The organism is Flavobacterium sp. SM15 (assembly GCF_022012335.1).
GTDB lineage: Bacteria > Bacteroidota > Bacteroidia > Flavobacteriales > Flavobacteriaceae > Flavobacterium.
The window spans coordinates 260,931-282,521 of the sequence record NZ_JAKLTO010000003.1 but is presented as its reverse complement, the minus strand read 5'-3'; the positions used below and the strand labels follow the sequence as shown (position 1 = coordinate 282,521).

Here is a 21,591-nt window from a genome sequence, read left to right as displayed (position 1 = left end):
ATTATCTAAAAATGCTGAAATCTAATTTTAATGAAAATATGTTGGAATACAGCGCCGCACTCTGGTCACCAATATCGGTTAAGGCATAATCCACCTGAATGCCTTTGTATTTGAATCCAATACCAATATTCGGCTGGAAACTAACATTACTCGAATTGTCAATCTGGGTGATTTTCTGAAAATTACCAACTCCGGCACGAAGGAAAACCAAATCGATGTAACCTGCTTCAAAACCAAGAGCAGGATCGATACTTACAACATCGGTGGAGATGATATCATTAGTTCTTGCAAATTGCATGTTCAGGTTTGCTGCTGCCAAAAGGCTGTAATCGTAACGGATGATGAATTTTTTAGAAAGGCCAAACTGTGCTTTAGGAAGGGTTATCTCCGAAGTTTCAGGAAGTTCCTGGTTTTGCCCCGGTACAGCGTCTTTTATTTTTTTGTACTCGTCTTCATCGATGGCCCAAACGTTGTAAGTTGTGGAGATGTCGCGAAGCATTAACCCAAATTTCCATTCGTCCTGTGTTTGGTATTGTACGCCTAAATCAAAACCAAATCCCCAAGAACTGGCAAATTTTCCGATCACCCTACGAATGATTTTGGCATTTACCCCATAGTTAAAGCCGTCTAAAGGTAAAGCTCTTGCGTAGGAAACCGTTAAACCGTAATCGGCTGTAGAGAAAAGACTGATTCGGTTGTAGTCTACATTTCCTTGACTGTCAATAAGTTGTGTTGTGTTTAGGATATCGTCTACCCCAAAACGAATAAGGGAAACTCCCACAGCGCTTCGATCATCAAGCGGCATTGCAAAACCGGCATAATCGTATTGGGCAATATTGGCAAAATAACTGGCATGCATTAAGGAGAGTTGACGGTCTTCCATTTTTAGTAAACCTGCTGGATTCCAATAGCCGGAATTAACATCGCCGGTATGTGAAACCACAGCATTTGACATTCCTAGCGCAGCAGCATCCACCCCAATATTCATGAATTCATTGGAATACTTTCTAATAGCCTGACTGTAAGTGATTAGTCCGGTGAAAAGGAGTAGGAATGCGTAGGTTTTCTTCAAAGTCAATTATTTTTACAAAGATGCTATAAAAATCTCAAATAGTAAACTCAATTTTATTTAACTTATTGTATAACTTTGTGTCAGATAAAAACAAATTCTATGTCGTTTAAAAAACAGATCCCAAATCTAATCACCTTTTTAAATCTTATTTGCGGATTATTAGCCCTAATTCACGCGTTTAACGGAAACTACAACGAAGCATTTTCCTTGGTGTGTTTAGGAATCTTTTTTGACTTTTGGGATGGTTTTTTTGCCCGAATTTTCAATGCACAAAGCCCATTAGGTGTTCAGTTGGATTCTTTGGCGGATATGGTGACCAGTGGTGTGGTGCCGGGAGTGGTAATGTATAAGATGCTTTCCGATATTCAGGAAAATCAGGATATTTATACGTTAACACCGGATACGTATTACATGGGAATTGTGCCTTATATTGGTTTTGTCATCACGGTTGCTTCTTGCTTCCGCTTGGCGAAATTCAACATCGATACCCGTCAAACTGATTCGTTCATCGGATTGCCAACTCCGGCGAATGCGTTGCTGATCATGAGTATACCAATGATTTTGTTTGCTAACCAATACGAATGGCTTTCTGAGATTTTAAGCAATCCGTACTTTTTGGTAGCACTGAGTTTTTTAAGCGCTTATTTGCTAAATGCGGAAATTCCATTGTTTTCTTTGAAAGTGAAGTATTTCAGTTGGGAGAACAACAAACTTCAGGTATTCTTTTTAGCAATTTCAGCACTATTGTTGGTAGTGTTTCAGTACTTGGCTATTCCAATGATTATTCTTTTTTACGTAATTCTTTCCGTGATAAACAATACACTTTTAAGTAAAAAAGCCTAACAATTTATGAAACGAACTTCTTCGAAGAGGCCTGTAAAACCTGTTCGGACTACAACTCGTTCCCGTTCTAAATCTAAAAAATCGTTGCCTTACGGTAAAATGATGACCTATGGGTTAGTAACGTTATTTCTTCTGTTTCTTCTCGGAATGGCTTACAATTACCGCAATGGTTTTTTGTATTATTTAGGATTTAAAACCGATAAAAACGTTAATGATTTAACTGAAGAAGAACGTAAACTCGAAGACATCCGCATCTTTGAGGTATTAAGCCGTCATGACACCAAAGTGGTGGGTTTTGATGTTTCCGAGTATCAGAGTAAAATTGCTTGGGGGAAAATTGATAAAGTCGAAGATGATTTCCCGCTTGAATTTGTTTTTGTACGTGCAACCGCCGGAAACGACCGTCCAGATCGTCGTTTTAAAGAGAATTGGAAAGCAGCAAAAGAACACTATTTTATACGTGGGGCCTATCATTATTACCGTCCGAACGAAAACTCCATTGAACAGGCCGAGAATTTTATCAAAGTGGTTAAATTGAAGAAAGGCGATTTTCCGCCGGTGCTGGATATTGAGAAGTTGCCTAAAAACCAGTCGATCGACAGCTTGAAAATCGGTTTGCGTCGTTGGTTAAAACATGTAGAAAGACATTATAAGGTAAAACCGATAATTTATACTGGGGAAAGTTATTATACAGATTTTTTGAAGGACGAATTCAAAGGCTATACCTTCTGGATTGCCAATTACAATTTCTTTGTTGAGACTATAAAAGACGATTGGAAGTTTTGGCAGTTCACCGAAAAGGCTAAAATTCAAGGAATAGAAGGTTTGGTCGATGTAAACATCTTTAACGGAAGTAAAGAAGAACTGAAAAGGATGTTAATCAAGTAATGCTAATTATAAAAGCCATCCACAATGCGAAAAGCACCATTAAAATCCAGGCTCTGTAATTGGCAAAATTTAAAGTAAATCCCATCCATTCAATTGGTTTAGGAACCATCAGACGTTTATCTTCCTTATTAAAATAGAAAAACCCTAATTTCCAATGTTTAGGGTTTTTGTGTAATTTATCTGAATCGTTTTCCATTTAAGGCAAACATTTAAAATTCTAGTTTTTTCTTTCTCAATTCGAAATTCTGACCAAGATATACTTTTCGTACCATTTCGTCTTCGGCCAATTCTTCAGGAACTCCTGCTTTTAGAATTCCACCTTCAAACATTAGATACGTTTTGTCGGTTATGGCTAAAGTCTCCTGTACGTTGTGATCGGTAATTAAGATTCCGATGTTTTTGTTTTTTAACTGAGCTACAATGCGTTGAATGTCTTCTACGGCAACCGGGTCAACACCTGCAAAAGGTTCGTCCAATAAGATGAATTTCGGATCGGTAGCCAAACAACGTGCGATTTCTGTTCTACGGCGTTCTCCTCCGGAAAGCAAATCGCCTCGATTGGTGCGAATGTGCTGCAAACTGAACTCATCGATCAAAGATTCCATTTTTGCTTCCTGCTCTGCTTTAGAAAGATTGGTAAGTTGTAAAACACTCAAGATGTTATCCTCAATACTTAATTTTCTAAAAACCGATGCTTCCTGAGCTAAATAGCCAATTCCATGCTGGGCACGTTTGTACATTGGGAAATCGGTAATGTTCATATCGTCCAGATAAATATTACCGGCATTTGGTTTTACAAGTCCTACAATCATGTAAAAAGAAGTTGTTTTTCCAGCTCCGTTGGGGCCGAGCAAACCAACAATCTCACCACGATTCACTTCTACCGAAACGCCTTTTACCACGCTTCTTCCTTTGTAAGTTTTAACTATATTTTCGGCTCTTAATTTCATTTTTTTTTGAGTTGCTGAGTAACAAAGTTACCGAGTGACTAAGATATTGTGTTTGCAAATAAACGAATTACAAGGTATTTGCATCAACAAATTAACAAATAATTATTCCTGATTCTCTAAAGCTTCCCAGAATTCGTAGGCTCTACGCAAATGAGGAATTACAATGGTTCCGCCTACTAAGGTTGCTATACTCATGGCTTCCATCATTTCCTGACGATTGATTCCTTGTTTGTAAGCGGTTTCCAAATGGTACTTAATGCAGTCGTCGCAACGTAAAACAGCAGAAGCAACCAGCCCTAAAAGTTCTTTGGTTTTTACATCCAAAGCGCCTTCCATATAAGCATTGGTGTCCAGGTTGAAAATACGTTTGATTACTTTATTGTCGTCTGCCAATAACTTCTCGTTCATTTTTGAACGGTAATCGTTGAATTCTTTTACTAAATCGGACATATTAAGTGGTTTTTAGTTCTTCTTTTTTGGTTACGAATCGCGAAATGAAAATACTGATTTCGTATAAAATCACCAGCGGAACCGTAACTATGGTTTGACTGATTACATCCGGAGGTGTAACAATGGCTGCAATAATCAAAATGATTACATAGGAATATTTTCTGTAATCTCTAAGGAATTTTGGTGTTACTAATCCTAATTTGGACAGGAAGTAAATCACAATTGGCAATTCGAAAACCAGTCCGGTTGCCAGTGAAGTGGTTTTAACCAGTCCAATATAGGAATCCATGTCGATGGCATTTTTCACGTGTTCACTGATGGTTAAATTGGCTAAGAAATTAATCGAAAGCGGCGTGAGTACAAAATAACCAAAAGCTACTCCTAAAAAGAACAGCAAAGAGGCAATGAAAATGAATAATTGTACATTTTTTCGTTCCTTGTCATACAAAGCCGGACTGATGAATTTCCATAGTTCCCATAAAATGAAAGGGAAAGCAATTACAAATCCGCAAGTAATCGAAGTCCAGATTAACATGGAAAATTGCCCTTCCATGGTTCGGTTCTGAAGTTCAAAAGGCAATTCCTTTATGCAGAAACTTTTGTCCAGATCGTATTGGTTTGCCAAATCGCAGAAAAAACGATAGGTAATGAAATTTCCATCTTTTGGGCCGAAAATTACGGTGTCAAAAATGAAATCACTGAAATAATACGCTACGCATCCGCCAATTAAAATGGCAATGGTGCTTCTAACTAATAACCATCGGAGTTCTTCCAAATGGTCTAAAAACGACATTTCTTTTGCAGACTTCTTCGCCATTATACAATTCCCTCTTTTAAAATATCATGGATGTGAAGCACACCTTTGTATTCTTGGTTGTCCACAACAACCATTTGTGTTATGGAATGGTTTTCCATAGTGTTGAACGCATCCACGACCATATCGGAAAGTTTTACCACTTTAGGATTTTGAGTCATGATGTCTTTTGCCGTCAAATCGATAAAAGTGTCACGTTTTTCTAACATTCTTCGGATGTCTCCATCTGTGATGATGCCAACCACATGATTGTTCTCCACAACTGCTGTAACACCTAAACGCTTTTCGGAAATTTCCATAATCACATTTTTGATACTTGCTGTAGGAGCAACTTGAGGGCGATGGGTTTGGTCTAACATATCGCCAACACGCAGCAATAATTTTTTCCCTAAAGCGCCACCCGGATGGTATTTTGCGAAATCTTCACTTTTGAAATTGCGCAGTTCCATCAAACAAACCGCCAGAGCATCGCCTAAAACCAATTGAGCAGTGGTGCTGTTGGTTGGAGCTAAATTATTAGGGCAGGCTTCTTCTTCTACGTAAGCATTTAAAACATGATCCGATTCTTTTCCTAAAAAGGAGGTCTTGCTGGCGGTCATTCCAATTAATGGGTTGCCGAATCGTTTTAAGAGTGGAACCAAAGCCTTAATTTCCGGGCTGTTGCCACTTTTGGAGATGCAGATAACTACATCGCCGGGCTGAACCATGCCTAAATCTCCATGGATGGCTTCCGCAGCATGTAAAAACATAGAGGGTGTTCCTGTGGAATTCATCGTGGCCACAATTTTAGTAGCGATGATGGCGCTTTTGCCGATTCCGGTCACCACCAAACGGCCTTTGCAATTGTAAATAAGCTCTACGGATTTTGCAAAATCATCGTCAAGAAAATCAACGAGCTTTGCAATGCTCTCACTCTCAGAAAGTATGGTTTTTCGGGCCGCAGCCAAAACAGAATCTTTTGTACTCAAACCTAAAGTTTTATAAAATTTGTGATTATTAAAGAAATTCGTATCTTTAATCTCTGCAAATTTATGTAAAATACCTATTAATAAATAATGAAACCAAGCGAAATTGACTTACATAAAGAGTTAAAAAAATATTTTGGTTTTAACCAATTCAAAGGTTTACAGGAAGGTGTTGTTAAAAGTATCATTACTCATAACAACACTTTTGTGATTATGCCTACAGGAGGTGGGAAGTCGTTGTGCTACCAATTGCCGGCATTGGTTTTGGATGGAACGGCTATTGTGGTTTCGCCTTTAATTGCCTTAATGAAAAATCAGGTGGATGCAATTCGGAGTCTTTCCTCGGAAGCAGGAGTGGCACATGTTTTAAATTCATCCCTTACAAAAACAGAAGTTAATCAGGTTAAAAGAGACATTAGTTCAGGGTTGACAAAACTGTTATATGTTGCACCAGAGTCTTTAACCAAAGAGGAATACGTTGAGTTTTTAAGAAGTGTGCCTATTTCGTTTGTAGCCATTGACGAGGCGCATTGTATTTCCGAATGGGGACATGATTTTCGTCCGGAATATCGTAATCTTCGCAGTATCATTAAACAGTTGGGTGATGTGCCCATTATTGGTTTGACGGCAACTGCAACTCCAAAAGTACAGGAAGATATACTCAAGAATTTGGATATGACCGATGCGGCTACTTTTAAAGCTTCGTTCAACAGACCAAATTTATATTACGAAATACGTCCGAAAACCAAAAATATCGAAGGCGATATTATTCGTTTTATAAAGCAGCACAAAGGAAAATCAGGCGTTATTTATTGTCTTTCCCGTAAGAAAGTGGAAGAGATTGCTCAGGTTTTACAAGTTAACGGAATCAGTGCTGTGCCTTATCACGCAGGATTGGATGCCAAAACACGAGCAAAACATCAGGATATGTTTTTAATGGAAGATGTTGATGTGGTGGTGGCTACGATTGCTTTCGGTATGGGGATTGATAAGCCGGATGTGCGTTTTGTTATCCATCATGATATTCCAAAATCACTGGAAAGTTACTACCAAGAAACCGGAAGAGCCGGTCGTGATGGAGGTGAAGGTCATTGTCTTGCCTATTATTCCTATAAGGATATCGAAAAGTTAGAGAAATTCATGGCCGGAAAACCGGTAGCCGAGCAAGAAATCGGTTTTGCTTTGTTGCAGGAAGTGGTTTCCTATGCAGAAACTTCTATGTCACGTCGTAAATTTCTATTGCATTATTTCGGAGAAGAGTTCGATGAGGTAAACGGCGAAGGTGCCGATATGGACGACAACGTTCGCAACCCGAAAAAGAAAGTGGAAGCACAAGATCAAGTTGTGATTTTACTTGAAACGGTTCGTGATACCAAAGAATTATACAAATCCAAAGAGATTGTTTTTACTTTAATTGGAAAAATCAATGCGGTAATCAAAGCTCATAAAACCGATGCTCAGAAGTTTTTTGGCAAAGGGAAAGATCACGATGAAAAATACTGGATGGCCTTAATTCGTCAGGTATTGGTGGATGGTTTGCTTTCTAAAGATATTGAAACTTACGGAGTTTTGAAGCTTTCTAAAAAAGGAGAAGCGTTTATAAAAAAACCGGTTTCTTTCATGATGTCAGAAGACCACGAATACAGTGAATCCGATGACGAAACCATTGTAACTTCTGCAAAATCTTCCGGTACTGCCGATGAGGCTTTAATGAATATGCTGATCGATTTGCGAAAAAAAGTGGCCAAAAAGTTAGGTGTTCCACCGTTTGTGGTGTTTCAGGAGCCTTCACTAGAAGATATTGCGCTTAAATATCCGATTACAATTGATGAGTTAAGCAACGTTCACGGCGTTGGAGAAGGTAAAGCAAAAAAATACGGAAAAGAATTTGTTGAACTTATTGCCCGCTATGTAGAAGACAACGACATCATGCGTCCTGATGATTTGGTGGTAAAATCAACGGGAGCAAATTCAGCTCTTAAATTGTACATTATTCAGAATATTGACCGCAAATTGCCACTGGATGATATTGCTAAGGCAAAAGGTTTGGATATGGATGCCTTGCTCAAAGAAATGGAGCAAATTGTCTATTCCGGAACCAAACTGAATATCAAATATTGGATAGATGATATTTTAGACGATGACCAACAGGAAGAAATCCACGATTATTTTATGGATTCTCATTCCGATAAGATTCAAGATGCTTTAGATGAATTCGAAGGGGATTATGATACTGAGGAGTTGCGTTTGATGCGTATCCATTTTATCAGTGAAGTAGCCAATTAAAAAATAAACAGTTACGTTTTACAGTCGCAGTTAGCAGTTTTATCTGTTAATTGCGACTTTTTTATTGAAATAATTCTCCTCTATGCGGTTTTAAAGCATCTCTTACTTGAATCATGTTTTCATCGGTTACCACCATAAAAGCTATAGCATGCATTTCGTTTATGCTTTGAAAGCCGGTTATTGTTATGGGTAATTTTTCAATCTCGATATATTCTTTAAGGTGTATTTCGTGGTGTTCTGCTGTTTTGGCTGCGCTCGGACCTCTGAAATCCCAAATAAGTTTGATTTGTCGTTGCATGTTAAATTTTGTAAGTTTTTTTTGTAAATCAAAAGCAAATCGATAGCTTTGACAAAAATACAATATATATGAAGAAATTTTACTTTAAAAGAATTCAGCTTGTTTTTGGCTTGTTGTTTTTTTCATTAGCAGGTATTTCGCAAAATAATTATTCGGTTTCACAGATTCCTCATCAAGTGTATACTGCTAATGCAAGCACTTTGAATACCGATGATGATATGAATTCTCCCGTGATTCCTTTATCGTTTGGTTTTGATTTCTTTGGGAATGTTTATGATCAAGCTGTTGTAAGCACTAATGGGGCTATCGATTTTAGATTAGATCAGGCCAATCTTGCTTCTCCTTGGAATTTAGCTAATGTAGGTGCTCTTCCTACAGCAAATTTTACTATTAAAAATGCCATTTTGGGTTGTTTTCATGATATGGTTAACACTCAAGGAGCAGGTCAGATAACGTATTCGGTTATCGGTGCGGCTCCCTACAGAAAATTTGTTATTATATTTAACAATCAACCGTTGTTTTCATGCAACACCCTTAGTAGTACATTTCAAGTGGTTTTGTATGAAACATTTAATTTTATTGATGTTCAGATCGTAAATAAACCAACAGGATGTACTTGGAATGGAGGGAAAGCAATTGTTGGAATTGTTAATGAATCAGGACTTGGAGCTGTTACACCTCCGGGAAGAAATACAGGTGATTGGGGTGCAGTACAGGAAGGCTGGCGTTTTAAAAGACCGTTTGACTCGAACATTTATAATTATACAAAATGCGATGATGATTCCGATGGAATTGTAGCTTTTAATCTTGCAGTGGCACAAAATGATATTAATGCTGCCAATCCTTCCTCGGTTTTGTTTTATCAAACTCTGGCAGATGCGCAAAACAATGTAAATCCAATCGGGGGTACTACCTATAATAACTCATCTGCTTTTGAACAATCTATTTATGCTTTTGATAACGGAATAATTTATGAGGTAAAATTAAGAGTTGTTGATTGTGCAAATGATTTTGATTTAGATACTGTCGCAACTTCATCCGAAGATTTAAACGGTGACGGCAATTTAGCCAACGACGATACGGATAATGATGGGATTCCAAATTTTGTTGACAATGACGACGATGGCGATATTGTACTTACCCAATATGAGTATGTGTTTGGTAAAGGGACAACCGCTTATTTGGATACCGATAATGATACAGTTTTGAATTATCTGGATGATGATGATGATGGGGACGGGGTCTTAACTATGAACGAAGATTACAACGGGAACTTTAATCCTTCCGATGATGATACGAATACTAACAGTATTCCAGATTATCTGGAGCAGGGTGTAGCTTTGGGAATCAGTAGCTTTGCTTTGGAGAACGGTATTTCAATTTACCCGAATCCGGCTTCTGATATGATTTCGATAGAAAATACAACTGGGAAAGCAATTAACGAACTTTCGATATATTCTGTAAACGGGCAGTTGATAAAAGCCTTTAATACGGCGAAATCTGTTCAAAACCTTTCCATTTCAGATTTACAAACCGGTATCTATTTTGTAAAAATCCGTTTAGAGGATAAAGTGATTAACACAAAACTGATTAAGAAATAACGCAGAATCGTAAATATTTAATGAAAGGCCTATGCATAGCATTAGGCCTTTTTTGTGTATTTACCTAAAATAATTGTTATAAGTTTGCAGTATTAAAATTACTTAAATGCCAAGAGAATTACTGATACAGGTTGCTCCTGAAGTTGCTGTAAACCCAGTGCTTTTGAAAGATCATCTAGCAAGGCTGATGCATGTTAAAATTGCAGATATTCAGCATATTGCTATTTTGAAACGCTCAATTGATGCCCGTCAGCGTGCAATTAAAATCAATCTGAAAGTAACTGTGTTTTTTCAGGATGAACCGATTGTTGAAAGTAAGATTGAACTGCCTCAATACAAAGATGTTAGTAATGCACCCGAAGTAATTGTTGTTGGTGCAGGGCCTGCTGGGTTGTTCGCCGCTTTACAATTAGTAGAACTAGGTGTTAAGCCGATTGTGGTAGAACGCGGAAAAGATGTTCGTGGCCGCCGTCGTGACTTGAAAGCCATCAACCGTGACCATATCGTAAATGAAGATTCCAATTATTGTTTTGGAGAAGGCGGTGCTGGTACTTATTCAGATGGAAAACTTTACACACGTTCCAAAAAACGTGGTGATGTCGATAGAATTTTGCAGCTTTTGGTAGCTTTTGGTGCAACTCCAGATATTCTGGTGGATGCCCATCCGCACATCGGAACCAATAAATTGCCTCAAATCATTCAGGACATTCGTGATAAAATTATCGAATACGGTGGGAAAGTTTTGTTTGAAACCCGTGTATCGGATATTCTGATAAAAAATAGTGAGGTTCAAGGGATTATTACTCAAAACGGAGATGTGATTGAGGCTAAAAAGATTATTTTGGCAACAGGTCATTCCGCTCGTGATATTTTCGAATTGCTCGACAGAAAGAAAGTTTTGATCGAAGCCAAGCCGTTTGCTTTAGGGGTTCGTGCCGAACATCCACAGAGTCTAATTGACAGTATTCAGTATTCCTGTGATTTTAGAGGAGAATTTCTTCCTCCTGCACCGTATTCGATTGTGAAACAGGTAAATGGAAGAGGAATGTATTCGTTTTGCATGTGTCCTGGGGGTGTGATTGCGCCTTGTGCTACAAGTCCTGGGGAGGTAGTTACCAACGGTTGGTCTCCATCCAAACGCGATCAGGCAACCGCTAATTCCGGTATTGTTGTAGAATTGAAACTGGAAGATTTTAAGCCTTTTGCAAAATTCGGAGCTTTGGCCGGTATGGAATTTCAGAAGGCTATTGAACAAAAAGCTTGGTATTTGGCAGGGCAAACGCAACGTGTTCCGGCTCAACGCATGGTAGATTTTACTCAGAGCAAAGTTTCAGTGGATATTCCAAAAACATCTTATGTTCCGGGAACTACTTCTGTGGAATTAGGACAGGTTTTTCCAGGTTTTTTAACTCAGATCATGCGCGAAGGTTTTGTGCAATTTGGCAAATCGATGCGGGGTTATTATACAAACGAAGCCATTTTGCATGCGCCGGAAAGTCGCACCTCCTCACCGGTTCGTATTCCGAGGGATAATGAAACATTGGAGCATCTTCAAATTAAAGGCTTGTATCCTTGTGGTGAAGGAGCAGGTTATGCCGGGGGAATTATTTCTGCGGCCATCGATGGGGAAAAATGTGCAATTAAATGTGTGGAATCCCTAAGGTAGTCTTAGATTTGAATTGCTTTTCGTAATTTTACGGAGCTATAAAATAACATGAAAGAAGAACACGTAATATTAGTTAACGAAAATGACCAGCAAATAGGTTTGATGCCGAAGTTGGAGGCACATGAAAAAGCCTTATTGCACCGTGCTTTTTCAGTATTTGTTCTGAACGACAAAAATGAAATCATGCTCCAACAGCGTGCTCATCATAAATATCATTCACCATTGCTCTGGACAAATACCTGTTGCAGCCATCAGCGTGAGGGTGAAACCAATATTCAGGCAGGAACCCGTCGTTTGTATGAAGAAATGGGATTTGTAACCCAGTTGAAGGAGCTTTTCTCGTTCATCTATAAAGCGCCTTTCGATAACGGTCTTACCGAACACGAACTTGACCATGTGATGATTGGCTATTACCATGACCAGCCGAATATTAATACCGATGAGGTTGAAAACTGGAAATGGATGGCTATTGATGAGGTGAAAGCCGATATGGAGCTGAATCCGGAGATTTACACGGTTTGGTTCAAGATTATTTTTGATGAATTTTACCACTATCTTGAAGATCATAAATTATGAGAGTAACCGTTTCAAGAAAAGCGCATTTTAATGCAGCACATCGTTTGTACCGCAAGGACTGGTCTATGGAACAGAACGATGCGGTTTTTGGAAAATGCAACAATCCAAATTTTCACGGACACAATTACGAATTGATTGTAAGTGTAACGGGTTTGATAAATCCTGAAACCGGTTATGTTATGGATATCAAGGATTTGGCAACAATCATTTATGAAGAAGTTGAATCGAAATTTGATCACAAAAACCTTAATTTAGACGTTCCGGAATTTGAAAACTTGAATCCGACTGCAGAAAATATAGTAGTGGTAATCTGGAATAAAATAAGAGCTAGAATTTCTCAAGAGAGCGATCTGGAGGTTGTTTTATATGAGACTCCGCGTAATTTTGTAAGCTATAAAGGGAACTGATGGGAGAAATAAAAGTAGGTGATAAATTGCCTTTATTTGGAGGAAAAGACCAAAACGGGAATGATTTTTATGTCGCTTCCGTTTTAGGAAAAAAAGTTCTGGTAATTTATTTTTACCCGAAAGACGACACGCCGGGCTGTACTAAACAGGCTTGTTTTTTTCGTGACCAATATGAAGAATTCAAGGATTTGGGTGCAGAAGTTATCGGCATTAGTGGCGACAGTGTGAAATCGCACAAAAAATTTTCCCAGCAGTACAAACTCCCTTTTACACTACTGGCCGATAGTGATAAGAGTTTGCGTAAACTTTTCGGAGTGCCGAGTAATTTTTTAGGGCTTATTCCGGGAAGAGTGACTTATATTGTTGATAAAAAGGGTATTGTGCAGATGGTTTTTAATTCGATGGATGCAGAAAGTCATTTCCCACGAGTGCTTGAAACCGTAAAAAAATTAGTTTAAATGATTGCCGATTTATATCCTTTGGTTTTCGAACCGATTTTAAAAGACCGAATTTGGGGTGGAACTAAGCTGAAAACCCTTTTAAATAAAGAAATTCCATCAACAACTACAGGGGAAAGCTGGGAAATCACAACCGTTCCTAATGATGTGAGCAGTATTGCAAACGGGAGTTTTAAAGGTGTAACTTTAAATGAACTGATTGCGAAATATCCTTCTGAAGTTTTAGGAAATAAGGTTTATAAGCGTTTTGGAGCCGAATTTCCATTGCTTTTTAAGTTTATAGATGCCAAAGAAGATTTGTCTATTCAATTGCATCCAAATGATGAACTGGCTAAAAAAAGACACAATTCTTTTGGAAAAACCGAAATGTGGTACGTGATGCAGGCAGATGAGCAGTCGCGTATTATTGTTGGGTTTAATGAAGAATCGTCTTCTGATGAATATCTGATTCATTTGGAAAATCGTACTCTGTCAAAAATCCTAAAAGAAATTCCGGTAAAAAAAGGGGATGTTTTCTTTTTGGAAACCGGAACAATTCATGCTATTGGCGCGGGTATTTTGCTTGCGGAAATTCAGCAAACCTCTGATATTACTTATCGTATTTATGATTGGGACAGAGTTGATGCGAATGGAAATTCTAGAGAATTACATGTTGATTTGGCCTTGGAGGCGATAAATTATAAAGTGGTTCAGGCGCAAAGACAGTACTCAACGACAAATAATCAAAGCAATAATGTTGTGAATTGCGAGTATTTTACAACAAACATTATTCCGCTTGACGGGAATATGAAAGTGGTTAATGCTAATGATTCTTTTATGGTTTATATGTGTACAGAAGGGGAAGTGATGTTTGTAATTGATTCAGATAGAAGTTATTCGTTTAGAAAAGGTGATACGGTTTTACTTCCGGCATCAGTGACTGATTTTAAATTGGTTGGAAAGGCTACACTACTAGAAATATTTATTTCTTAACCTTTATTCTGAAGAATAATTGTAATTTTGCAAACGAAATTTTAAACAAAAATAAAATGGCAAGCGTAAGAAACTTAAAAAAAGACATCAACTACGTATTAGGTGATATTATTGAAGCGGTTTATCTTTATGAGATGACAACAACCGGAAAGCCAACTCCAGCGTCTGATGCTTTGATTGATGAGGCAATTACTTCTTTTGACGGTTTGATTACAAAAGTGAACCAAAAAAACGTTGAAAATAAAAAAGCGCATTTCAAGCAAATTAATAAAGATTTAGAAGCTGCTGCTAATCAGTTGGTTGATAAGATTAACGCACTTTAACAGTAGAAATTCGGTAAAAAAGTGCTTTTAAGTATTTGCAAGTTTGAAAAACTCGCTTATATTTGCACCCGAAATTGTTATTCACGAACACCGAAAACAAATATTGGTCTAGTGAGTAAATGAGTCGCCGGTGTAGCTCAGCTGGCTAGAGCAGCTGATTTGTAATCAGCAGGTCGTGGGTTCGAGTCCCTCCATCGGCTCCAATTTTGATCACGTTCCATCGTGATTTTTTAATGAATATTTTTAAGGTTAATTGCCGGTGTAGCTCAGCTGGCTAGAGCAGCTGATTTGTAATCAGCAGGTCGTGGGTTCGAGTCCCTCCATCGGCTCCAAAACCATCACTTTATAGTGGTGGTTTTTTTATTTATAAGACTTTGGAAATAAAAAAAGCGTTCACTTAATAAGGAACGCTTTTTTGTTTTTTATGGGTTTGTTTGCTCGGCTTCTTTTCGCTTAGCTACAAATTCGGTTAGTAGTTTACCGTACTTTGATTTAGCTACCTCCGCAGACATAGATTTTTGAATGGTGTCCAGGTACTTGATGTTCGCATCGGAAATTTCACTTAAGGCAATATAAGGTGCTACTTCGTGTTTTCCGTTGTTTACCGCGAAATTTACGGCATTAAGGTATTTACGAATGATTAGTTTGTCGTTGGCCTGTTTAAGCGTGTCGTAAATTTTACTGTTTGCATTTTTTCCAGCCATGAAAAGCAAGCTTGATGTTTTGTTTTGTTTGTCGTTAAAAACTGCTTTTGTTTTGTTGTACAATTCTAAAAGTTCCTGGTTTTTTGAACCTTTAATTTTTGCTTTAGCATAAAACTCATTCAAAGTGGTTTCGATGTTCATGGTTCCCGGTTCTGCAAAAAATGGAATAAGGTTGTCAATTGATTCGGTAACACCTCGATCTAACGATAAATACAGCATTTCAGGTTCTTTTAAATCAATTGAACTTGAAAAATGCGAGTCTCCTTTAACAATAATGCTGTCTAAGGTAACCAAAGACGTATCTGCAATCTTATGGATGTATAGTTTACCTTGGGTAAGACCTTTTACTTCTCCTGTAAGAGTAAGGCCTTTATCACTTTCTTCTTTTTTGTTGCAAGCTGTTAATAAAGCAGTCGCCGCCAGTACTAGAACTATTTTTTTCATCAGAATTTAATTTGGATTGCAAAGTAAAGAAAATTATTCAATAAAAAATCCCCAATCATCAAGAGCTGAATTGGGGATTGTTAAGATTGTCTCAGGATGTATTATCCTTTCAACCAAGCTTCTTTTAGTTTTGCTTTTGAAGTGTCAACTGCATGATAGCCTTGTGCATCCTGCATTGGTACAATTACTTTTCCTTTTAAAAGTTGTTCTTTGCCTTTGCGTTTAATTTTTACGGTAATAGCATCGCCATTGTTCCAACCTTTCTCAGGCATAAGCATTTCGTAAATAGTGTCCATATTGTAGTTGGTTCCGTTGATCGCTAATATAACGTCTTCGTTTTTGATTCCAAGAGTTTTCATGAAATCGTTAAGCTCAACATCCGGTAAAACAGTAATTTCTTTAGTTTCCGGATTTACGGTGATAAGCGGAGTCATTTCGTCTTTTAAGAACGGATTTCCGGCTTTTTTTATCGTTCCTTCTTTAACTCCCATCTTTGCAAAATAAACATCATACGGAATAGGAGTGTCGCCATCTACATAGGTTTTTAGGAATTCCCCAACTGCCGGATAAGTTAGCGAAGTGATTTTAGCAAATAATTCCTCGTCGTTGAAGGGTTTTTTGCTTCCGTATTCATTAGAAAGTGCCTGCATTAAGTCTAAAATACCTTTTTCTCCGCCACTGCTTTCTCTCATTTGAATATCTATACACATGGCAATTAAAGCTCCTTTGAGGTAAACATTGTAATAAGAGTCTTTGTAGTTCTTGTCTAAAATGTTCTGGCTCATTTTAGTGAAGGGCATTTTATCGTCAAATCGTCTGGATTCCTCTATTTTACTTACCATTCGATTATAGAAATCTTCTTCAGTGATTAAGCCTTGATTTACTTGGAATAAATTTGCGAAGTATTCAGTAACTCCTTCGTACATCCATAAATGCTTGGACATTTTTGGAGCATTGTAGTTGAAATAATGAATCTCGTTTGAGTGAACCGACAACGGCGTTACAATATGAAAAAATTCGTGTGAAACCACATCTTTCATTTGTTCCAATAACGCACCTTTTGGCATCATTTCCGGCATTACAACTGTCGTGGAGGTGGTGTGTTCCAATGCGCCAAATCCTTTGGCGTCGTTCTTTTTCATGTCCGACAGATACAAAAGAATACTGTATTTTTTGGTTGAATTCACAGGACCAAGGAATTTTTTCTGTGCACGCATCATGGTTTCCATTGCAGGAGTAAAGTCGGCAGCTTTATAGGTTCCGTTGGGTGAAAACACACTGATTAAGATATCCATGTCGTCAACCTTGAAGGTTGTATAGTCCGGTTTGGAATACATAATTGGGCTGTCTACCAATTCTGGATAGCGCGAGGTAAGAAATACATCCGACTCATTGCTGGGATCGGTGTCGGTTAAAGAAGTTGCGCCCCATAAAGTCGCAGGATGTGAAACCGTTAGTTTGTATGGTGATTCTGATTTTCCTTCAAAATAACCTACAAATCCATGAGTGTTAAGCATGAAATTTTCTCCGGCTAAGATGTTTGTCCCTGCTGGTGAAAATACATCTTCACCACCCATTCCGCCTGAGGTTTCGGTATCAAATGAGTCGTTAACCCAATAAGTGATTTTAGCCAGTGATTTAGCTTTAGAAATGTCCCAGGAATTTTTATCCTTTTGAGTAACCTGAAGCAGATTTCCTTTTGCATCGTATGCTTTTACGTTTTCAATGAATCGTCCGTAATCGTCTTCGGAATAAGTTCCCGGAACAGTTTTAGGAATGTGAAAAATGATGTTATCTGTTGTTATTGATGGAGGAATAATGGTTACCATTACTTTGTCATCGGTAACGTTCTTAAGATCGATGGTAACCTGAACATCATTTTTTGCAGATGACGCGTTACTTTGCGATTTACAGCTCATAAAAAATGATGCAAGAGCCAAGGTGCAGATTATTTTTTTCATTGATTTATCGTTTTTATATTGGTAGGGTGCTTTTCGTTTTTGTTACACTTTTTTGTTTAAGAACGCTACAATGACCTCAGAAAGTTTCGGATGGTTTCTTAAATTAGGATTAGAATACGATTCCATATTTTCTTTTTCATCAGTAGCGATGTTTTTAAAAACGTGGTTCATGTTTTCTATTATTAAGATTTCTGCCTCTTTTTTAACCGAATGAAGTAAATGAGCTTCTTTAGGTTCCACTTGTAAATCTTTATCACCGTTAAGAAGTAAAACAGGGCATTTTAATTTTTGAATTTCATCCTGCGGATTGTATTTCATCCAGGAAATTATATAAGGTTGAACACTTTCTCTAAAAAGACTTTGTAATGCGGGTGGCGCATCTTTAATGGTTTGTCCTTTTTTAAGTGTTGCAAGATATTCTGCTGTTTTTTCTTTATAGGAAGGCATTTGTTTTGCAATTTGTTCCACTAGAACCTGATCGATTGTTCTGCCGGTACCAGCAATGGAAATATAGGCAGCGGCTTTCGTTTTTTCACTGGCAATCATTCCGACCAAAGAGCCTTCACTGTGTCCGGCAAAAACTATTTTCGTAAAAAGGTTGTTTTTTTTGAAATAGTCGTACACGCTCACGGCATCTTCGATCAAATCTTCAAAACGCCCTTCGGATTCATTAATGTTCCCGGCGATAATTTGGGCAATTACTCTTTTGTCGTAACTAAAAACGCTATAACCGTTTGAGGACAGGTCTTCAGCAAGGTATTTCAGAGAATTGTTTTGCATCCCGATTTGATTTCCGTTGCGGTTGGTTGGCCCTGATCCTGCAATAAGAATTACAAGTGTTTGTTTGGTGTTGTTAATTTTTGAAGTGTATAAATCCCCTTTTATTAATGGGTTGATTACGAGTTCTTCTTTGCTGAATTTTTCAGTTTGAGCAACTAAAAATGTGCTTAAAAACAAAAGAAGTAGTGAAAAAGTGTGTTTCATAAAGGTTGTAAAAAAAATCCCCTAAATTTAGGGGATTTTTTCTTAATCGAATTTATTTTTAAAATAATACTTGCTGTCTAAATCTTCGTCTTCAATATCGTTGAATTTTTGAGGTTTTGGTTTGGGTTTACTGGCAGTAACTTTCTTTTTCCAAAGTTCAAAATTATCTTTCGACATTCTTTTGCGCATCAGTTCAGTAACATCGTTTTCTGAAATTCCAAATTCTTCTTTTAATACGTCAAAAGGTTTTTTCTCCTCCTGAGCCATCGTGACAACTCTTTCAAGCGTTTCGTTGTCCATTTCTGAAATTTTACTTTTTTTCATCAGATGAAAAATTAATTCAAATACTTGTTTTAACGGTTATTTATGTGTTACTCAATATTACTAAAAAAAATAAATTGAGTTGTACTGTAAATGTACTTTTTGAGATTTTTCAAAAATCAGACCGAAATTGAAAATACTTTTGAATTTATTGTAGGATTTTATTTCAAATTATCGTGATTTTTTATGAGTTTGGGTGTATTGTTAAATGATATAGATTTCTGGAAAAACAAAAAGCGATGAACTTTTTCATCGCTTTTGTGTTTAAAATAGTATGATTTATACCTACTCGTTGTCCTGAAGAAGGTTTTTATAAATAAATCCTGCTACGATTGCGCCTAAAATAGGAGCGACCCAGAAAAGCCACAATTGCATCAGCGGCTCGCCTTGGGTAAATAAAGCCTGAGAGGTTGAACGCGCAGGATTTACCGAGGTGTTGGTTATCGGAATGCTTACTAAGTGAATCAAGGTTAATCCCAGTCCAATAGCTACACCTGCAAATTTTCCGTTTGCAAATTTATCGGTAGCTCCTAAAATGATCAACAAAAAGAATAAAGTGAGCACAAATTCGGCCATAAATGCCGACATCATTGAATATCCGTCTGGGGAAAAGGCATCATAGCCATTGGTGGCAAAAGCCCCTGCTTTGGTGTTATCAATGGCAAATCCTGTTTTTCCTGATAAAATCATGAAGAGTGTTCCCGCTGCAGCAATTGCTCCAACACATTGAGCTACTATGTAAGGAACCAGTTCTTTGGCTTCAAAACGGCCACCTGCCCATAATCCAAAGGAAACAGCAGGGTTGAAATGCCCGCCGGAAATATGACCGACAGCATAAGCCATAGTTAAAACAGTTAAACCGAAAGCTAAGGAAACTCCGGCAAAGCCAATACCTAAATCTGGGATTCCGGCTGCAAACAGGGCGCTTCCGCAACCACCAAATACCAGCCAATACGTTCCAAAAAATTCTGCAAATAGTTTTTTCATAAAATTTGAGTTTTGGTTATACTCAAAGCTACGAAAAAAAGATAATACTTGTTAATTTTTTGATGTTTTGATATTCATGATTACAATTGCAAGAATAATTAACAGTATTCCGACCCATTGCGTAAAAACGACGTGCTCGCCTAAAATCATATAAGCCATCATAACAGAAACGGGTAACTCTAAAGAAGAAACAATACTTCCAAGACCGATTCCGGTGTGAGGAAATCCAGCATTCATAAGAATAGGAGGGATAATCGTTCCGAAAACGGCCAATACGATTCCCCATTTTAAAAAGATGTCAAAGTTAAAAGGGGTTGTTTGTGTGGCTATTGAGAAACCAAAAACAATTACAGCACCTCCCAAAAGCATGTATAGCGATCGTTGAGCAGATGAAATTCCAACAGCAACGCGGTTTGCGGTAAACATTGTTGTTGTAAAAGACGAAGCCGCCAGTAAGCCCCACATAATTCCTCTCCAATCCAGAGAAATTTCGTTTTTGATCAGATTGGTTGCCAGTGCGGTCCCAATTAAAACAATGATAACGGATACGATTTTTTGCATCGAAGGCGCTTTTTTGTCTAAAATCCATTCCAATAAAACTCCCATCCATACGGTTTGCATTAATAAAACGATACCGATGGAAACCGGAATGTATTTTACCGCTAAATAGTAAAAAACACTAGTCATTCCTAAAGAAGTACCGGCAAGCATTAAATGGAAAATGTTTTTTCCGCTGGCTTTTACAACATCGTTTCCTTTTTTAGCTTTCTGAAAAGCATTGATCAAAAGCATTCCGATAATTCCTAATATAAACTGTGACGAAGTTACTTCTGCGGTGGTGTAATTTTCATTGTAGGCAAGCTTTACAAAAGTGGCTAGCATTCCATAACTGGTTGCCCCTAAGCCTACTAAGAAGACTCCTTTTAATACTCTGTTTCCAAACATAATTTCAATTTTAAAAAGCCGGCAAAGATAGCTTTTTTGCACGTAACTTAAACTTAAGATGGGAAATTTTCTCTTTTTTGAATTTGGAAATGAATTCTAAACCAGTAATAAACGCATCAAAATATCGGTTTGAATATCGGTTCCCATAGTAAAAAGGTGCGAGCTGAACACTTCAAAACCATTCTTCTGATAAAAACGGATAGCGCCCGGGTTCTTTTCCCAAACACCCAGCCAGATGAAATCTGCATTATTAGTTTTGGCTATCGAAATTGCTTTCTCAATTAGAATTTGCCCGATTTTTTGTCCCTGAAATTCTTCTAAAACATAAATTCGCTCAATTTCAATGGATTTTCCCTGCATCAGTTCGGTTTGTGCGCTGCCAAAATTCAACTTAAGATAACCGATTGGAATATCTTGATGTCTGACAAAATAAAAGCTGGATTCTGGATTGTTAAGTTCCGAAGAAAGTTTTTCAACGGTAAAAGCAGAATCCATATAAGCCATCATATTTTCCGGGCTGTTTTGTTTGTTGAAGGCATCAAAAAAAGTCTTTTTACTCAAATTTAGTAAAATCTCAAGTTCGTTTGGTTTAATTGGGAGTATTTGTAATTCTTTATAAATCATGATTTTAGGTTTGTTTTGTAAAATTAAAAAAAGCCTGCTTGATGAACAAGCA

Annotated in this window: 24 protein-coding genes and 2 tRNA genes; 12 read left to right on the top strand and 14 right to left on the bottom strand. The window is 37.6% G+C overall.

Translation table 11 applies throughout. The features are described 5' to 3' along the window. Position 1 precedes the first annotated feature (1 nt). Complete coding sequence (locus LZZ90_RS06945; protein ID WP_237790127.1) at positions 2-988, bottom strand: PorV/PorQ family protein; 987 nt, start codon at positions 986-988, stop codon at positions 2-4. Positions 989-1,171: 183 nt separating this feature from the next. On the opposite strand from LZZ90_RS06945, the gene LZZ90_RS06940 reads away from it, so the two are divergent. After that, positions 1,172-1,915 carry a phosphatidylcholine/phosphatidylserine synthase gene (locus tag LZZ90_RS06940; RefSeq protein ID WP_237789963.1) on the top strand — a complete coding sequence of 248 codons (744 nt, stop codon included), beginning with the start codon at positions 1,172-1,174 and terminating at the stop codon, positions 1,913-1,915. Positions 1,916-1,921: 6 nt separating this feature from the next. Next, on the top strand, positions 1,922-2,803 hold the full coding sequence (locus LZZ90_RS06935; protein WP_237789962.1) for a glycoside hydrolase family 25 protein: 882 nt from the start codon (positions 1,922-1,924) through the stop codon (positions 2,801-2,803). Here the strand turns inward: LZZ90_RS06935 and LZZ90_RS06930 are convergent. The 5 genes from LZZ90_RS06930 to LZZ90_RS06910 all read right to left on the bottom strand — a co-directional run bounded on the left by LZZ90_RS06930 (position 2,796) and on the right by LZZ90_RS06910 (position 5,985). Then, entirely contained in the window at positions 2,796-2,999 is a 204-nt protein-coding gene (locus LZZ90_RS06930; protein ID WP_237789961.1) for a DUF5808 domain-containing protein, read from the bottom strand. The two genes, LZZ90_RS06935 and LZZ90_RS06930, sit on opposite strands and share 8 nt — an antisense overlap. A 13-nt stretch (positions 3,000-3,012) precedes the next feature. Then, on the bottom strand, positions 3,013-3,753 hold the full coding sequence (lptB, locus tag LZZ90_RS06925; protein ID WP_237789960.1) for an LPS export ABC transporter ATP-binding protein: 741 nt from the start codon (positions 3,751-3,753) through the stop codon (positions 3,013-3,015). A 102-nt stretch (positions 3,754-3,855) separates the two neighbouring features. Then, the gene (locus LZZ90_RS06920; protein ID WP_237789959.1) at positions 3,856-4,203 is read right to left on the bottom strand and encodes a carboxymuconolactone decarboxylase family protein; all 348 of its coding nucleotides are present in this window, start codon (positions 4,201-4,203) and stop codon (positions 3,856-3,858) included. Position 4,204: 1 nt separating this feature from the next. Next, a complete protein-coding gene (tatC, locus tag LZZ90_RS06915; protein ID WP_237789958.1) occupies positions 4,205-5,020 on the bottom strand; it encodes a twin-arginine translocase subunit TatC in 816 nt (271 codons plus the stop codon). Continuing rightward, on the bottom strand, positions 5,020-5,985 hold the full coding sequence (locus tag LZZ90_RS06910) for an SIS domain-containing protein (protein WP_237789957.1): 966 nt from the start codon (positions 5,983-5,985) through the stop codon (positions 5,020-5,022). The genes tatC and LZZ90_RS06910 overlap by 1 nt, the downstream gene beginning before the upstream one ends. An 87-nt stretch (positions 5,986-6,072) precedes the next feature. Between LZZ90_RS06910 and recQ the strand changes: the two genes are divergently transcribed. Next, a complete protein-coding gene (recQ, locus tag LZZ90_RS06905; protein WP_237789956.1) occupies positions 6,073-8,268 on the top strand; it encodes a DNA helicase RecQ in 2,196 nt (731 codons plus the stop codon). 61 nt (positions 8,269-8,329) lie between these two features. Here recQ and LZZ90_RS06900 read toward each other — a convergent pair whose 3' ends face one another. Next, positions 8,330-8,566: a hypothetical protein gene (locus LZZ90_RS06900; protein WP_237789955.1), complete on the bottom strand. Its 237-nt coding sequence runs from the start codon at positions 8,564-8,566 to the stop codon at positions 8,330-8,332. A gap of 68 nt (positions 8,567-8,634) precedes the next feature. Here LZZ90_RS06900 and LZZ90_RS06895 point away from each other — a divergent pair, with 68 nt between their 5' ends. The 9 genes from LZZ90_RS06895 to LZZ90_RS06855 all read left to right on the top strand — a co-directional run bounded on the left by LZZ90_RS06895 (position 8,635) and on the right by LZZ90_RS06855 (position 14,901). After that, positions 8,635-10,167 (top strand): T9SS type A sorting domain-containing protein, encoded by a 1,533-nt coding sequence (locus LZZ90_RS06895; RefSeq protein WP_237789954.1) that lies wholly within the window; start codon positions 8,635-8,637, stop codon positions 10,165-10,167. Between the two features lie 106 nt (positions 10,168-10,273). Then, positions 10,274-11,833, top strand: a complete 1,560-nt coding sequence (locus LZZ90_RS06890) for an NAD(P)/FAD-dependent oxidoreductase (protein ID WP_237789953.1) — start codon at positions 10,274-10,276, stop codon at positions 11,831-11,833. A gap of 48 nt (positions 11,834-11,881) precedes the next feature. Then, positions 11,882-12,409: an isopentenyl-diphosphate Delta-isomerase gene (gene idi / locus LZZ90_RS06885; protein ID WP_237789952.1), complete on the top strand. Its 528-nt coding sequence runs from the start codon at positions 11,882-11,884 to the stop codon at positions 12,407-12,409. After that, a complete protein-coding gene (locus LZZ90_RS06880; RefSeq protein WP_237789951.1) occupies positions 12,406-12,816 on the top strand; it encodes a 6-carboxytetrahydropterin synthase in 411 nt (136 codons plus the stop codon). Before idi ends, LZZ90_RS06880 begins: the two co-directional genes overlap by 4 nt. After that, complete coding sequence (locus LZZ90_RS06875; protein WP_237789950.1) at positions 12,816-13,274, top strand: peroxiredoxin; 459 nt, start codon at positions 12,816-12,818, stop codon at positions 13,272-13,274. Before LZZ90_RS06880 ends, LZZ90_RS06875 begins: the two co-directional genes overlap by 1 nt. Continuing rightward, entirely contained in the window at positions 13,275-14,246 is a 972-nt protein-coding gene (locus LZZ90_RS06870) for a type I phosphomannose isomerase catalytic subunit (RefSeq protein ID WP_237789949.1), read from the top strand. A 56-nt stretch (positions 14,247-14,302) separates the two neighbouring features. Next, positions 14,303-14,569 carry a hypothetical protein gene (locus LZZ90_RS06865; RefSeq protein ID WP_237789948.1) on the top strand — a complete coding sequence of 89 codons (267 nt, stop codon included), beginning with the start codon at positions 14,303-14,305 and terminating at the stop codon, positions 14,567-14,569. 126 nt (positions 14,570-14,695) lie between these two features. Continuing rightward, a tRNA-Thr gene (locus LZZ90_RS06860) sits at positions 14,696-14,772 on the top strand. A gap of 52 nt (positions 14,773-14,824) precedes the next feature. Beyond that, a tRNA-Thr gene (locus LZZ90_RS06855) sits at positions 14,825-14,901 on the top strand. Between the two features lie 90 nt (positions 14,902-14,991). On the opposite strand, the gene LZZ90_RS06850 is transcribed toward LZZ90_RS06855, so the two are convergent. The 7 genes from LZZ90_RS06850 to LZZ90_RS06820 form a co-directional block, all read right to left on the bottom strand. Next, positions 14,992-15,717 carry a DUF4369 domain-containing protein gene (locus tag LZZ90_RS06850; protein WP_237789947.1) on the bottom strand — a complete coding sequence of 242 codons (726 nt, stop codon included), beginning with the start codon at positions 15,715-15,717 and terminating at the stop codon, positions 14,992-14,994. 101 nt (positions 15,718-15,818) lie between these two features. After that, a complete protein-coding gene (locus LZZ90_RS06845) occupies positions 15,819-17,678 on the bottom strand; it encodes a peptidase M61 (protein WP_237789946.1) in 1,860 nt (619 codons plus the stop codon). A gap of 42 nt (positions 17,679-17,720) precedes the next feature. Beyond that, positions 17,721-18,662 carry a S9 family peptidase gene (locus LZZ90_RS06840; protein WP_237789945.1) on the bottom strand — a complete coding sequence of 314 codons (942 nt, stop codon included), beginning with the start codon at positions 18,660-18,662 and terminating at the stop codon, positions 17,721-17,723. 42 nt (positions 18,663-18,704) lie between these two features. Then, positions 18,705-18,986 carry a TIGR03643 family protein gene (locus LZZ90_RS06835; RefSeq protein WP_237789944.1) on the bottom strand — a complete coding sequence of 94 codons (282 nt, stop codon included), beginning with the start codon at positions 18,984-18,986 and terminating at the stop codon, positions 18,705-18,707. Between the two features lie 282 nt (positions 18,987-19,268). Next, positions 19,269-19,970, bottom strand: a complete 702-nt coding sequence (gene aqpZ / locus LZZ90_RS06830; RefSeq protein WP_237789943.1) for an aquaporin Z — start codon at positions 19,968-19,970, stop codon at positions 19,269-19,271. 51 nt (positions 19,971-20,021) lie between these two features. Then, complete coding sequence (locus LZZ90_RS06825; RefSeq protein ID WP_237789942.1) at positions 20,022-20,915, bottom strand: DMT family transporter; 894 nt, start codon at positions 20,913-20,915, stop codon at positions 20,022-20,024. Positions 20,916-21,011: 96 nt separating this feature from the next. Continuing rightward, on the bottom strand, positions 21,012-21,539 hold the full coding sequence (locus LZZ90_RS06820) for a GNAT family N-acetyltransferase (RefSeq protein ID WP_237789941.1): 528 nt from the start codon (positions 21,537-21,539) through the stop codon (positions 21,012-21,014). Between the last annotated feature and the right edge of the window lie 52 nt (positions 21,540-21,591).

Coding starts and splice junctions, on each gene's coding strand:
- LZZ90_RS06945 (WP_237790127.1), bottom strand. CDS start 988: ATGAATATTGGGGTGGATGCTGCTGCGCTAGGAATGTCAAATGCTGTG.
- LZZ90_RS06940 (WP_237789963.1), top strand. CDS start 1,172: ATGTCGTTTAAAAAACAGATCCCAAATCTAATCACCTTTTTAAATCTT.
- LZZ90_RS06935 (WP_237789962.1), top strand. CDS start 1,922: ATGAAACGAACTTCTTCGAAGAGGCCTGTAAAACCTGTTCGGACTACA.
- LZZ90_RS06930 (WP_237789961.1), bottom strand. CDS start 2,999: ATGGAAAACGATTCAGATAAATTACACAAAAACCCTAAACATTGGAAA.
- lptB (WP_237789960.1), bottom strand. CDS start 3,753: ATGAAATTAAGAGCCGAAAATATAGTTAAAACTTACAAAGGAAGAAGC.
- LZZ90_RS06920 (WP_237789959.1), bottom strand. CDS start 4,203: ATGTCCGATTTAGTAAAAGAATTCAACGATTACCGTTCAAAAATGAAC.
- tatC (WP_237789958.1), bottom strand. CDS start 5,020: ATGGCGAAGAAGTCTGCAAAAGAAATGTCGTTTTTAGACCATTTGGAA.
- recQ (WP_237789956.1), top strand. CDS start 6,073: ATGAAACCAAGCGAAATTGACTTACATAAAGAGTTAAAAAAATATTTT.
- LZZ90_RS06900 (WP_237789955.1), bottom strand. CDS start 8,566: ATGCAACGACAAATCAAACTTATTTGGGATTTCAGAGGTCCGAGCGCA.
- LZZ90_RS06895 (WP_237789954.1), top strand. CDS start 8,635: ATGAAGAAATTTTACTTTAAAAGAATTCAGCTTGTTTTTGGCTTGTTG.
- LZZ90_RS06890 (WP_237789953.1), top strand. CDS start 10,274: ATGCCAAGAGAATTACTGATACAGGTTGCTCCTGAAGTTGCTGTAAAC.
- idi (WP_237789952.1), top strand. CDS start 11,882: ATGAAAGAAGAACACGTAATATTAGTTAACGAAAATGACCAGCAAATA.
- LZZ90_RS06880 (WP_237789951.1), top strand. CDS start 12,406: ATGAGAGTAACCGTTTCAAGAAAAGCGCATTTTAATGCAGCACATCGT.
- LZZ90_RS06875 (WP_237789950.1), top strand. CDS start 12,816: ATGGGAGAAATAAAAGTAGGTGATAAATTGCCTTTATTTGGAGGAAAA.
- LZZ90_RS06870 (WP_237789949.1), top strand. CDS start 13,275: ATGATTGCCGATTTATATCCTTTGGTTTTCGAACCGATTTTAAAAGAC.
- LZZ90_RS06865 (WP_237789948.1), top strand. CDS start 14,303: ATGGCAAGCGTAAGAAACTTAAAAAAAGACATCAACTACGTATTAGGT.
- LZZ90_RS06850 (WP_237789947.1), bottom strand. CDS start 15,717: ATGAAAAAAATAGTTCTAGTACTGGCGGCGACTGCTTTATTAACAGCT.
- LZZ90_RS06845 (WP_237789946.1), bottom strand. CDS start 17,678: ATGAAAAAAATAATCTGCACCTTGGCTCTTGCATCATTTTTTATGAGC.
- LZZ90_RS06840 (WP_237789945.1), bottom strand. CDS start 18,662: ATGAAACACACTTTTTCACTACTTCTTTTGTTTTTAAGCACATTTTTA.
- LZZ90_RS06835 (WP_237789944.1), bottom strand. CDS start 18,986: ATGAAAAAAAGTAAAATTTCAGAAATGGACAACGAAACGCTTGAAAGA.
- aqpZ (WP_237789943.1), bottom strand. CDS start 19,970: ATGAAAAAACTATTTGCAGAATTTTTTGGAACGTATTGGCTGGTATTT.
- LZZ90_RS06825 (WP_237789942.1), bottom strand. CDS start 20,915: ATGTTTGGAAACAGAGTATTAAAAGGAGTCTTCTTAGTAGGCTTAGGG.
- LZZ90_RS06820 (WP_237789941.1), bottom strand. CDS start 21,539: ATGATTTATAAAGAATTACAAATACTCCCAATTAAACCAAACGAACTT.